Below are 13,378 nucleotides of genomic sequence, written 5' to 3'. Positions count from 1 at the left end.
TATTTATTAATTTCATTCCTTATAATTTACCCATTCATCCTAAACTTAATGGAGAGCATAAAACCTTTCTTAGACGAGCATTTTCTATTACAGAGCAGCATTGCAGAAGAACTATATCATCAGTATGCCAAGGATCTACCCATCATAGATTACCATAACCACCTACCACCCGATCAGGTTTCGGGAGCCCATCAGTTTGAAAACATTACCCAGGCTTGGCTTTATGGCGATCATTATAAATGGCGGGCAATGCGTGCGAATGGGGTCAATGAACATTATATCACCGGCGAAGCTTCGGATATAGAAAAATTCCAGAAATGGGCCGATACGGTTCCTTATACCATGCGGAACCCTTTATATCATTGGACCCATCTGGAACTACAGCGCTATTTTGATGTGCAGGAAACTTTGCACTCTAAAAACGCAGAAAGCATCTTCCATTCTTGCAATGAAAAATTAAGAGATCCCGCATATAATGTGCACGGCCTGTTGAATAAGTTGAATGTGGAGGTAATCTGTACCACAGATGATCCGATCGATAGCCTGGAATTCCATCAATCATATGCTCAGCATCCATCTTGCTTCAAGATGTTTCCTGCTTTCCGACCGGACAAGGCGATGAGCCCGGAGCATCCGGAGAACTTTAACCAATATGTCGACCGCTTGGGCGAGGTTAGCAACCTGGAGATACAGAATTTCCAGGAATTCCTGGATACCCTAAAGGCTAGGCATGATTATTTTGCAGCCAATGGCTGTTGCCTTTCCGACCATGGCTTGAGCCACCTCTATGCGGAGGATTATACAGATGAGGAAATCGCCAGGATATTCCAAAAGGTCAGGGGCGGATCTCACTTGATGCACGACGAGATCAACAAGTTCAAATCGGCCCTGTTGGTGCATTTTGCGGCTTGGGATTACGAAAAAGGTTGGGTACAGCAGTTCCATGTGGGTGCTTTCCGGAATACCAATACTTGGGCATTGAAGAATTTAGGTCCAGATACGGGGTTCGATAGTATTGGAGATTACAAACAGGGAGAGGCCATGGTGCGCTTTTTCGGAAATATGGCTGCCCGGGAACAGCTCGGAAAAACCATCATCTATAACCTGAATCCATCCGATAATGAGCTGTTCGCGGCGATGGCCGGGAATTTCAATGATGGCGACATCATCGGAAAAATGCAGTTCGGATCCGGTTGGTGGTACAACGACCAAAAAGAAGGGATGACCAGACAGATCAATGCCCTTTCCAATATTGGCCTATTGAGCCGCTTTGTGGGTATGCTGACAGATTCCAGGAGTTTCCTTTCCTTCCCTCGACATGAATATTTCAGACGTTTGCTCTGCAATATCTTCGCGGAGGACATCAAAAATGGCGAATTACCGCATGATATGCCATGGATCGGAAAAATGATCCAGGATATCTGTTATTATAATGCCAAATCCTATTTCCCGTTCCAGGGTTAGGATCTTTCCAGGTTGAGCCATTTAGGAACTTCAGGGGCAATATAAGCATCCATTTTATCCAAAAGATCATGGATATTGTTGGCATAGAGCAACATGTCCTGGTTTTCCTTTTTCAAGAACCCTGCATCCACCATATGTTTGATGAACTGGATAAGATGATCGTAGAATCCATCCACATTCAATAGCCCGACGGGTTTTTGATGCAGTCCCAATTGCCCCCAGGTCAGCATTTCGAAGAGTTCTTCCATGGTACCGAATCCTCCGGGCAGCGCAATAACCGCATCGCACAGGTTATTCATCTTTGCTTTACGTTCGTGCATGGTATCCACTTCGATCAGTTGGCTGATTCCGGTATGACCTATCTCCTTGCTGTTCAGAAATTTTGGGATCACACCGACCACCTGACCGCCATTCTCCATCACGCTATCCGCAATTCCGCCCATCAAACCTACTCTTCCACCGCCGTAAACCAATTGAATGCCCTTTTCGGCAAATACCTTCCCCACCATGCGCGCAGATTCCATATATACTTTTTCGTGGCCTTGACTTGAGGCACAGAACACCACAATCTGTTTTAATTTCATGCTGCAATCTAGCAATTTTATCAAAATAAAAGGCCGGAGGCGGGGAGCCAACGACCTTTATTAACTAAACATTGAAACAAAATCTTAATTTGCCCTATTGGTTTCCTCGTTGTTCGATTCCTTCTTGCGGAATTGTTGTTTCAGGTTACCAAACTTATAGGTATATGTCAATCGCACTGTCTGGTTATCATTATATTGCCTAAAAGTGGATTGGAATTCATTGAAATCTGTACTAACCGTATTTTTGTTCGTACGGAAAATATCGGTCACTGCCAATTTCAGGGAACTGCGTTGGTCCTTGAAATTATAGTTCATCCCAGCATCGATGTTCCATCTACCGTGAATCTTGTACACATTGTATAGGAATGGTGTGCTGCCGTTAAAGCTCAATTCTGCCGATAGGGCGCTGTTAATCTTAAAGGTATGCATACTGTTTGCTTGGATAAAGAAGGAACCAAGGTCTGCATAATGCCCCGCGATAGGCCCTTTAAAGTGCATGTAAATACCGGTAAAGTTATTGTTCATCGTCCAGAACTTACCAACCCGATATGGGGCATTGATGTTGATATAAGAGGTGCTTGTTTTCGCCAAGTTATCCCTGGTGATCCATGTTTCGTTGGTAATTGAATCCTGGCCTAGACTTTCCACCATCGCATCGTTCGTGATATCGGTACCTAAGGTAAAGTTGAACATCTGCATCAGGGTATAGGTCAATGTCAATCCATGCGTATACTGTGGTTTTACATAAGGGTTACCTTCCTGGTAAGTCAACTTATCAATATAATAACGGAAAGGATTCAAGAACCTATAATTCGGTCTGGTGATCTTTTTCGCATAGCCAAAGTTAAGGATATGGTTCTGACTGATGTTATACCCTACATTTGCAGAAGGGAACAGGTCAAAATAATCCCGTTTTACGCGGTTGTTCTTGGTTACGGAATTACCATCCGAAATGGTATATTCTCCGCGTAAACCTGCTTTCAACGACCATTTTCCGATGGCTCTGCTATAATCCGCATAGGCGGCTGCAATCTGTTCGGTATAGATGAACAGGTTCGAGCGATTGGCGATGTCTACCCAGTCCCCAGCCTGCGTTAAGGAATCAAACTGCAGGTTATTATCGGATTTTACATTACTGTATTTCAGTCCGGTTTCTATTTTACCCTTTCCAACGATTTTCTCTAAATCTAATTTGGCCACATAGATATCGATGGCCGATGGCATGGCTGAACGTTCTTTTTGAACAGGATAATAAAGACTGCCATCCGGTCTTTCGGTTCTATAGATATAATCATTGTCGTTGCTGTTCTTGAACATGCTCCAATCAAAATCGAATACCAACCTGCTACCTAATGTATCCAATTTATACTCGTTGTTAAAGTTGGTCGAGTATCTGTTGAAACGATTATCACTGATGGCGGTGGTTCTTAGGATAGAATCTACGACCGAAGGGTTTTTGGAAATATCGGTATTGGAAATATTCTCACTGATCTCCTCGTTATTGTTTCCGGTGAACTGGAGCATCATGGTATTCCTGTTGGAAGTCTTCTGCTCCACGCCGAATCTATAATTGTGGTTCTTTTCGGTTTCCACCAAGAAAGCCTCCTGATTAAAATCGGTGGAAACATTGCCATTGGCGATGGTGCGTTCCAGATCAAGATCAAATTGACGTTTGTTCTGGGTATAGGCATAAGAACCGAACAAGGTGGTATTGTTCTTTTTATAGTTGAGGTTTAAGCTGGAGTTCCCACGGTAGTGTTCTCCTTTGGCGCCACTCACCAAGAATGTTCCATTAAATCCTTCTAAATTGTTCTTTTTCATCACGATATTGATAGAGCCTACCGCACCTTCCGCATCATCTTTTGCGGAACGTGTGGTACTTACTTCCACACTTTTGATCATACTACCATCGGTAGATTTCAGGAAAGTAGCCAATTGCTCTCCCGTCATAAAGGTTTGTCGCCCATCGATGGTAATTGTTACACCTTGCTGTCCCATTAATTGCAGATTATCGTCCTTATCGACGCTTACCCCTGGCGCTCTTTTCAAGACCTCCAAGGCATTGTTACCTGCAGCAACGGTGGAATTCTCCACGTTAAGGACCAGTTTTCCATTTTTGCTCTGAACCATGGGAACTTGTCCCTGAACCGTTACGGCTTCAATAGCTTGGCTCTGTGGACTCAATTGGATAGTAGGCACCTGGATATTTTTATCTCCCAATTCAAAAACGGACGATTTTGTCACGGCAAAACCTACCGATGTCACTTGGATGTAATAGCTTCCTTTAGGGGCTTTTAATATACTGTAATCGCCATTCTCATCGGTTACTGCCGTCTTGATCAGCACGTTTGCTGATGACGACATCAGGTAAACCGAAGCGGAGGCTACTGGTTGATTGCTTGCATTGATGACTTTGCCCTTTACATCCGCATCCTGCATGCCCGCAAATGATTGGCCTATCATCCCGACAAGCATCAAAATAAAGAGGGTAATTGTTCTTCCCATGGTTAGTTTTTATATGTTTTCAAAGTTTGGTTTTATTTAATAGACGAAGCTTCCTTTCTATAGGTTGCTTCGTCTATGTTATTTTTTTGTTTAGCTATTACGCTGAGCGTCCCGGATCTGTTTCTTAACCTCATCCTGCGCTTCTTTGATCTGCTTGAAGGCCTCTCTCTGCGCTTCTTTTGCTTCTTTCTGCGCTTCCTTCAAGGCTTCCTTAGCTTCTCGCTGTGCCTCTTTAACGGCATCTTCTGCTTCTTCTTTGGCATCTTTCCCCGCTTCTTCCGCCTCTTCTTTAGCGTCTTCTAAAGCTTTTAAACGCTCTTCTTCCATTTTCTTCACACAACGCAATCCCGCTTTGGTCATGATCCATTCTGAAAGTTTCTCGCCTTCATTGTTCGGACAGTCATAAGCCCAAATATCCTGCACCTTGTTTTCTACATTGTCGTTGATCATCACTTTTGTACCGATTGGTAGGAACATTTTGATGCTCACGTGCTGATCCCTAATGATCGGTTGTTTAAGGATCGAGAAATGGCTGTCGAAAAGGATATTTTCTCCGTTTTGTTGCACTTGGTATTTAATCTGGGAAGCACGTGCTGATGCATCACCATAACTGTTTCCTCTCGAAAAATAATTGTACTGCATATAAGGCGCCTTCAAGGAATCAATGGCTTCGAAACGGATTCCGATATTGTCCCTTAATACCCCGGATATGGTTTTTCCATTCCTGGTCACCTCAAATTTATTGGATCTGAAATCCTCATCCGAAGCTTTGATCACTCGAACATCATTTAAGGAAATGGTATACTGGACTTTTTTCTCCAATGGTTTTTCCACACTGATCGTACTTTCCTCTTTAAATTCCTGATTCGTAACGATCACCATATATAGGATCACGATGATGGAACCTACCCAAGCGGCAAACATGGAAACACTTGCATAATTATTCAATGGACTTCCTTTGAACAATACCCTTAACATCAGGAAGAAAAAGGCCAAGAAAGGAATACCGATAGCTAAAAATCCTGCTGTTATCGCGATGAATGCAGAGGTTGGCTCCAATATTTCCAACGGTGGAAAGTAGATGTCATTATCATATCCCATGATGTTCAGTACATTGAACACCCAGAAGATGAACAGACCAACAACGGTCGCTCCAGACACAAACAAACCAATGGATGCAAATATCTTACCTATAAGCGAGAAGGATCTACCTATCACATCACCTGCCGAACGTGCTCCTCGATTAAACTGCTCGCCGGCGCCCGAAAAATTTTCGCGTACATTCTTCATCTCTTCATCGAACGATTTCTTGAAGTTATGCAGGTTTGCCTGCTCCCCACGCATCGCCAATTTATCTGCCCGTGTTAATGCTTTCGGCATGACCGCCCATAGTACAAAGTATAATAACACCCCTGATCCTCCGAAAAGGAAAAACAGAATGAAGATGATCCTTACCCATTTCGATTCGATGTTGAAATATTGCGCCAAACCGCTACATACCCCACCGAAAACCTTATCGTCCATGTCGCGCATCAATCTTTTCGACATGGTATAATTCGCAAAGCTCGATTCGTTATCAACGGGCTCTTCTTGTGTAGCATTCGGCTCTTCTGCAAAAGTAGGCTCTCCCTCCGCTTGGAATGTGTTCGCTTCAGTACGTGCTTCCGAACGGTTTTCGTTCTGGATTTCATCCTCTAATTCCGAATCGAAATCACTTACGCGTCCCATTTGGGCGATGACTTCATTGACATCTTCCATATTGATGACTTCCTTACGCCCGCTATGGATGCGCTCGGAAAACATTTCAGCAATACGGTTTTCGATATCTTCCAGGATTTCTCGGCTATCCTCTGATTTTCCAAAGTGCCTCTTGATCTCGATCATGTAGGCCCTTAGGGTCTCGTATGCATCCTCCTCTATGTGGAAAACGATACTATTTATATTAATGATGATGGTCTTGTTCATGACAGTATTTAGTTAATAGTTTAGATTATATTTCACGGTTAGCAATCGATATCTCCACGGCAAACAGTAATTCCTTCCAGGTGATATCCAGTTTCTTCAACACTTCCAATCCTTCGGAAGTAATCTGGTAGTACTTTCTTGGTGGACCTGATGTAGACTCCTGCCAACTATAACTCAACAAGCCATTGTTCTTCAACCTCGTCAATAGTGGATAGAGCGTCCCTTCAACCACCAACAACTCTGCCTTCTTCAATTCGGCAATGATGTCTGAGGCATATATTTCTCCCCGAGAAATTATGGATAGAATACAGTACTCCAGTATTCCTTTCCTCATTTGGGTTTGTGTATTTTCTGCTATCATAACAATACAAAGATATATCCTTTGGATGGTACTTTGCAATACATAGTACTATAAAAATTTAAAATACATATATAATTACCTGATTTACAGCGTAATAATTTTTAAATAAAAAGATTAAGAAAATGTAATCATTATAAAAAATAACTGAAAAGACTTTTTATTACGAGATATTAATCCGACTTTAGGCATAATGAACTGGCTTATAAATTACGCATGGGCAATTCTTTGGGCAATAATCATGATGACGTTGCTATTGTTGCCACCCGACAACCTACCATCAGGCAATTACTTCCCCGGTTTTGACAAATTGGTACACACTGGCTGTTTTTATTTATTGACAACCTTAATATTATTTGGAAGAGTCATAGACACGAAACGAAGAGCTGGAAAATGGAAAACCTTTTTCATCGCCTTGATATCCGCTTCTTTCTTTGCGTTCTTAACGGAAGGTGCGCAGATGTATTTCACCAATAGCAGACATGCAGAGTGGTGGGATGTTTTTGCGGATTATGTAGGTATTGGGATGGCTCTATTCAGCTATCTACTGTTGTACAACCGTCGGGCACAATACGATTAAGCCTTAGCGATACATAACACCGAGAATTTAGTGCTTGGATAGGTGGCCTGAAGAGTTTCTAAAGCCGAACTAAGCGTAGCTCCTGTGGTCAATACATCATCCAATAGGATATACTCCTTACCGGAAAGCAGCTTATTGGGCAGTACTTCGAATACCCCCTCTACATTTTTCATGCGTTCGTATCTAGAAAGCAAGGTCTGTGTTTTGGTATGGACTTTCCTTTTCAGGATGTTGGTATGAATTGGAATCCCGCTTATTTGATGCAAACCCTTGGCAAATTCTTCGGTTTGATTATACCCCCGCCATTTTCTTTTTTTGGGGTGCAAAGGTATGGGGATAAAGGCCTCCATATCCTTCAAGAAACCATCTTCCATCAGTATTTCAGCATAACGCTTTCCCAAGAATAATCCTACTTTGGGTTTATTTCCGTATTTCAGGTGATAGAGCAATGCTTCTACACGGCTAGAGGCATTCAAATGCAGCATGGCAGCTGCCTTGACTAAAGGCACTCTGCCCTTTAACTGTTGTATACATGGATTGTTAGGATCTTTATGGAATTGGGTAAAAGGGAGGTGGAATAGGCATTTTGTACAAATAAACTCTTCCTGAACGACCAATAAGGCTGAACAGACATGACACTGTTCAGGAAAGAATTAATGGAAAAATGCCTGAAAATAGTTTGTTAACAACTGCATGCGCTATCTTTTCAGAAAGCTAGGTATCTGTTATGAAATCCCTATTGAACAGGTATTAACTTATTTTTAAGCTTGATCAACAGCTTCGGTGTTATCCTTTTCCTTGATCGCCAATTGACCACAGGCGGCATCTATATCCTTTCCACGACTACGGCGTACATTGGTGATGATTCCCTGCTTTCTAAGGTATTCAGCGAATTGATCGATCTTATCCGCTTCGGCATTTAAGAAGTCTGCCAAGGCGATGGGGTTGTATTCAATGATATTCACCTTACAAGGAACGTGCTTACAGAATTTCGCTAACTCTTTGGCATCTTCCAGTTCATCGTTAAAATTGTTGAAAACGATATATTCGAAGGTAATGGGGTTTTTGGTCTTCGCATAGAAGTACTTGAGTGCATCTGCCAAGGCCGCCAAACTGTTCTGCTCGTTGATCGGCATGATCTCGTTGCGTTTCTTATCGTTGGCCGCATGTAGGGAGAGCGCCAAATTGAAGCGTACTTCATCATCGCCCAACTTCTTGATCATCTTGGCTATTCCCGCTGTGGATACGGTAATGCGTTTAGCTGCCATGTTCAGCCCATCGGGAGCTGTAATCCGCTCTACCGACTTCATCATGTTGCTGTAGTTCAACAAAGGTTCACCCATCCCCATATACACGATGTTCGTCAATGGGTGGTTATATTTCTCCTCCGCTTGTTTAGCAATCAATACCACCTGATCGTAAATTTCATCTGCATTGAGGTTTCTTTTGCGATCCATATACCCCGTAGCGCAGAATTTGCAGGTTAAGCTACAGCCTACTTGGGAGCTCACACAGGCGGTCATCCGATCGTCTGCAGGAATAAGGACCCCTTCGATAACATTGTTATCATACAAAGTAAAGCTGCTTTTAATGGTTTTATCAGAACTGATTTGTGATTGGCGTACTTTTACGGCATTGATGGCGAATCGTTCCTTCAATTTATCCCGCAAAGGCTTGCTCAAATTGCTCATGTCATCAAAATCGGTACAGGATTTTTGCCAAAGCCATTCATAAATCTGCTTTGCACGAAAGCCCTGCTCGCCCATTTCTACCAGTGCATCTTTGAGTTGTGCCAAACTCAAACTTCTAATATCTACCAATTTAATTGCTTTTTCCACGCTACAAAGATACGTCAAAAATTATTCCTTATTCAAAAACTTGTTTTTTCTGTTCTTGCGGAACTTTTTTATCAAGGCAACGGCTAAACCAACAACGATTAAGACCGGCCATAATCCTACGATACCCAAAGCCAAGGTTTCGATCAGATTCCATCCAAAAACAAAGGAATCCTTCAATCTCGACCAGAAAGAGTTGCTACCCATTGGCAGATTGGCATTATATTCAAATAGATTGATGTTGATGCTGGAATAATCCACCTGACCACCCAGATTCCTTAATAAACCTTCCGAGCTATCGATCTCCTCTTGTAACAAACGGATCTGCTCCTGTATTTCTAACAGGTCCTTCACGGACTTTGCCGATGCTACCATTCCTTGGTACCGCGCTAGGTATGCCCTTTTGCTTTTCAAGCGGGATTCCACATCATAATACAGGATAGAAACATCCTCAGAGGTCATGCTCTTGGAGGTGATTTTGTCCTTCCCATTTTCCAGGTTGCCCATAAAGGCATCCAATTGTTTGGAAGGAACGCGGATCACCAGGTTATAAGTGGTCAATTCATCCCGGTTGGATGTGGAGGATTCCTGCTCATAATAGCCACCCATCTTCTTCAACAAAACATCCAGGTTCTTTTTACTTGCTTGAATATCTTTGGATTCTATGGATAGATCACCTCTACGGATGATTTTAAGCTGTTGGTTCACGGGGTTTACAGGGTTTGCTGCAGCATCTACCGCTGCTCCTGCAGCAACATCAGCGGCAGCAACTTCTGGAGCTTCTGCATAATCAGCCTGTTTACTGGTCGATACCTCCGAAACGAGCGCCTCTTCCGAATGCTCCATGCTTCTATTACAGCCTACTGCAAACAGCAACATGCTCAAGGGTAAGATTAAAAATATTTTTTTCATGGCTATGAGTTTAGGCTAGGATGCGTTTCTTCCAACAATTCCATAAAGAATCCTAAAATAAAAAAGCCCTCCAGTCATTTTCATCCTAGAGGGCATTGCTATAACAATGTGATTTGTTTATTTATCCACCGCAGCTCTAACCTTTGGTGCAATCTGATTGCCATAGAATTCAATGGCTTTCATCATTTTGCTATGGTCAGGGCTACCCACATCCATATGGGCAGAGAACCTGGTCAAACCGAAGGTTTCCTGCATCTGTAGGATCTTCTCTACCGACTCATTCACATCGCCTACGATCAAGTGGCCATGTCTTGAACGACCATAATCATACTGCGATTTTTGGTAAGCAGGCCATCCCCTAGAAGCTCCGATCCTATTCATCTGAGCGGAATAGAATGGGTAATAACAATCGGCAATCTCCTTGCTGTCTTCTCCAAAGAAAGAATGCATATGCACACCTACCTGGAAATTCGCCATATCATGGCCGTTATCCTGATAAGCTTGTTCATACACTTCAAACAAAGGTTTGAAATTGATCGGCGAACCACCGATGATGGCAAACATAACAGGAAGACCTAAGCGTCCGGCACGGATAACAGATTCTGTGGTACCACCTACAGCTACCCAAATTGGCATGCTGTTGTTCACCGGTCTTGGGTAAATGGTCTGATTCACCAGACTTGCGCGGTGTTTTCCGGTCCAATTAACCGTTTCCGATTTATTCAGACGAAGCAAAAGCTCCAATTTTTCTTCAAACAGGGAACTGTAATCTTTCAGATCATAGCCGTAAAGCGGAAATGATTCGATAAAAGATCCGCGTCCCGCCATGATTTCAGCACGGCCATTGGAGATCAGATCCACCGTTGCGAAATCCTGGAATAATTTCACGGGATCGGCTGAGCTCAATACCGAAACAGCACTTCCCAATTTGATTTTTTTGGTCACGGAAGCTGCCGCTGCCAAAATGATTTCCGGAGATGCCACCGCATAATCAGCACGGTGATGCTCGCCCATTCCAAAGAAATCCAAACCAACTTCATCCATCAATTTGATCTCTTCGATTATTTCCTGCATGCGATCTTGCGCAGCTTGTATTTTTCCTGTCTGTGGATCTATTTGCAAATCCCCAAACATTCCTATTCCTAATTCTAACATAATTTGCTCCTATTTTATACTACAAAAATAGGGAGTACAAACCCCCTATTCCTTGATGTATGATAAGAAAGAATACCCTTAGGTAAGAAAGATTACCCGTGGATATATTCTTTGGTTCCATAAGATTGGATCAGCTCCCCTTCAAAGTCCAACCATTCTTTCCAACGTTTGTCCACATCGACATCCGTGCTGTATTTTCGGGCAAAGTTGAGAAAGGTGGTGTAATGATTAGCTTCGGATACCATCAGGTCATGGTAGAAGGTTGCCAATTCCTGGTCTTCAATATTTTTGGACAACACCCGGAACCTTTCACAGCTGCGGGCTTCGATCATGGCGGCAAACAATAAGCGATCGATAAAAGCCATGTTTCTGGATCCATCCTTTTTGGCAAATTTCATCAATTGACCTACATAATCGTCCTTGCGCTCGCGGCCCAAGGTATATCCCCTAGCTTTGATGATTTCGATCACCATTTTAAAATGTTCCATTTCTTCGATGGCAATTGCAGTCAGTTCATGCACCAGATCTTCAAATTCAGGGTTCTGGGTGATCAGGGTGATGGCATTGGATGCCGCCTTCTGTTCACACCACGCATGATCTGTCAATATTTCGCTTAGATTCGATTCTGCAATATTTGCCCAACGGGGATCTGTTAATAGTTTAAGTCCTAACATAGCCTGTTCAATATAAATTACAAAGGTAGTAAATTAAGCTTTATAGAATTAATTTACTCATTTTTGTAGAATGGAAAATCGTTTGCTCGTTATTGGTCTGGTATGGCCAGAACCAGACTCTTCTGCCGCTGGTTGGAGGATCCTCCAACTGATCGAAATATTCCGGGAGCAGGGATTTGAGATCCATTTTGCCTCTGCGGCCAGTAAAAGCGAACATTCCTATCCATTGGAAAAACTGGGTATACAGGGACAGGCCATCCTCTTGAACGACGACTCCTTTGATGCGTATGTACGAGATTTGAAACCTGATTATGTGATGTTCGATCGATTTATGGTGGAAGAACAGTACAGCTGGCGAATACGGGAAAATTGTCCGCAAGCGATCCATATCCTGGATACGGAAGATCTTCACTTTTTAAGACAGGCGAGGCAGGATGCCTTCAAAAAAGGAAAGGAATTAGATGAGCTTTCTTTATATTCCGATCTTGCCAAGCGAGAGATCGCCAGCATCTATCGTTCGGATCTTTCCATTATCATTTCAGCATATGAAATGACCCTATTAATCCAACAGTTTCATATTCCGGAATCCCTACTGGTCTATCTTCCATTATTAAACCGGGATTACATCCCTGACAATGAACTCCCGTCTTTCGAGGAAAGGAAGGATTTTATGTTTATTGGGAATTTCATCCATGAGCCGAATTGGCGGACGGTTTTGGAATTAAAGCGGATCTGGCCTTCGATCAGGAAAAGACTTCCTCAGGCTGAACTGCATATCTATGGGGCATATCCCAGCCAAAAGGTTTGGGAACTAAATAAACCTTCTTCCGGTTTTATTATTAAGGGAAGGGCAGAATCTGCTTTAGAAACCATGAAAGGTTATCGGGTCTTGTTAGCTCCGATTCCCTTTGGGGCCGGGCAAAAAGGTAAGTTCATGGATGCACTGGCTACCCAGACGCCCATTGTTACGAGTGCGATTGGCGCAGAAGGCATGCTTATCGAGGGGAATTGGCCAGGGTTTATCTGTAAGGAAGATGATGAATTTGTAGAACGATCCATTGAATTGTATAGTCAGGTGGATACTTGGAGAAGTGCGCAGGATCGAGGACAGCATTTAAGTGAGCTATGGAAAGCAAAGCAAGATAAAAAACAATTGCTAAATGTTTTGCTTCCTATCAAGGATAATCTAGAAATACATCGCGCAAGGAATTTTGTAGGGCAGATACTATGGAGCAATCAATTTGCTGCCAGCAAATACATGTCTCTTTGGATCGAAGCCAAAAATGGGAAGAAAAAATGAAGCCGTATCATGTTAAAATGATACGGCTTACGTTCTCATATTAAGT

General features: G+C 42.8%; 12 protein-coding genes. 3 read left to right on the top strand and 9 right to left on the bottom strand.

The annotated features are described in order from the left end of the window. The first annotated feature begins 57 nt into the window (after positions 1-57). Positions 58-1,464 carry a glucuronate isomerase gene (gene uxaC / locus VJ786_RS00730; protein WP_336557101.1) on the top strand — a complete coding sequence of 469 codons (1,407 nt, stop codon included), beginning with the start codon at positions 58-60 and terminating at the stop codon, positions 1,462-1,464. On the opposite strand, the gene VJ786_RS00725 is transcribed toward uxaC, so the two are convergent. From VJ786_RS00725 to VJ786_RS00710, 4 genes are all read right to left on the bottom strand, one after another. Continuing rightward, positions 1,461-2,048: an LOG family protein gene (locus VJ786_RS00725; RefSeq protein WP_336557044.1), complete on the bottom strand. Its 588-nt coding sequence runs from the start codon at positions 2,046-2,048 to the stop codon at positions 1,461-1,463. The genes uxaC and VJ786_RS00725 overlap by 4 nt on opposite strands. Before the next feature lie 84 nt (positions 2,049-2,132). Then, positions 2,133-4,553 (bottom strand): TonB-dependent receptor domain-containing protein, encoded by a 2,421-nt coding sequence (locus VJ786_RS00720; protein WP_336557043.1) that lies wholly within the window; start codon positions 4,551-4,553, stop codon positions 2,133-2,135. Positions 4,554-4,643: 90 nt separating this feature from the next. After that, positions 4,644-6,518, bottom strand: coding sequence for a PspC domain-containing protein (locus tag VJ786_RS00715; protein WP_336557042.1), 1,875 nt, complete (start codon positions 6,516-6,518; stop codon positions 4,644-4,646). 25 nt (positions 6,519-6,543) lie between these two features. Then, a complete protein-coding gene (locus VJ786_RS00710; RefSeq protein WP_099365042.1) occupies positions 6,544-6,879 on the bottom strand; it encodes a PadR family transcriptional regulator in 336 nt (111 codons plus the stop codon). A gap of 190 nt (positions 6,880-7,069) precedes the next feature. Here VJ786_RS00710 and VJ786_RS00705 point away from each other — a divergent pair, with 190 nt between their 5' ends. Beyond that, entirely contained in the window at positions 7,070-7,456 is a 387-nt protein-coding gene (locus VJ786_RS00705; protein WP_099365043.1) for a VanZ family protein, read from the top strand. Here VJ786_RS00705 and VJ786_RS00700 read toward each other — a convergent pair. The 5 genes from VJ786_RS00700 to VJ786_RS00680 form a co-directional block, all read right to left on the bottom strand. Further along, a complete protein-coding gene (locus VJ786_RS00700) occupies positions 7,453-7,965 on the bottom strand; it encodes a ComF family protein (RefSeq protein WP_336557041.1) in 513 nt (170 codons plus the stop codon). The genes VJ786_RS00705 and VJ786_RS00700 overlap by 4 nt on opposite strands. 252 nt (positions 7,966-8,217) lie before the next feature. Beyond that, positions 8,218-9,294 (bottom strand): dual-specificity RNA methyltransferase RlmN, encoded by a 1,077-nt coding sequence (gene rlmN / locus VJ786_RS00695; RefSeq protein WP_336557040.1) that lies wholly within the window; start codon positions 9,292-9,294, stop codon positions 8,218-8,220. Between the two features lie 21 nt (positions 9,295-9,315). Then, the gene (locus VJ786_RS00690) at positions 9,316-10,203 is read right to left on the bottom strand and encodes a DUF4349 domain-containing protein (protein WP_336557039.1); all 888 of its coding nucleotides are present in this window, start codon (positions 10,201-10,203) and stop codon (positions 9,316-9,318) included. 117 nt (positions 10,204-10,320) lie between these two features. Next, complete coding sequence (locus VJ786_RS00685) at positions 10,321-11,358, bottom strand: Atu2307/SP_0267 family LLM class monooxygenase (protein WP_336557038.1); 1,038 nt, start codon at positions 11,356-11,358, stop codon at positions 10,321-10,323. A 92-nt stretch (positions 11,359-11,450) separates the two neighbouring features. Then, the gene (locus VJ786_RS00680) at positions 11,451-12,032 is read right to left on the bottom strand and encodes a MiaE family protein (RefSeq protein WP_336557037.1); all 582 of its coding nucleotides are present in this window, start codon (positions 12,030-12,032) and stop codon (positions 11,451-11,453) included. Between the two features lie 70 nt (positions 12,033-12,102). On the opposite strand from VJ786_RS00680, the gene VJ786_RS00675 reads away from it, so the two are divergent. Continuing rightward, a complete protein-coding gene (locus tag VJ786_RS00675; RefSeq protein WP_336557036.1) occupies positions 12,103-13,332 on the top strand; it encodes a glycosyltransferase in 1,230 nt (409 codons plus the stop codon). Positions 13,333-13,378 lie beyond the last annotated feature (46 nt).

Source organism: Sphingobacterium tenebrionis (assembly GCF_037126265.1).
GTDB classification, from domain to species: domain Bacteria; phylum Bacteroidota; class Bacteroidia; order Sphingobacteriales; family Sphingobacteriaceae; genus Sphingobacterium; species Sphingobacterium tenebrionis.
The sequence above is the reverse complement of the archived record's forward strand: the minus strand, read 5'-3'. Positions and strand labels throughout refer to the sequence as shown.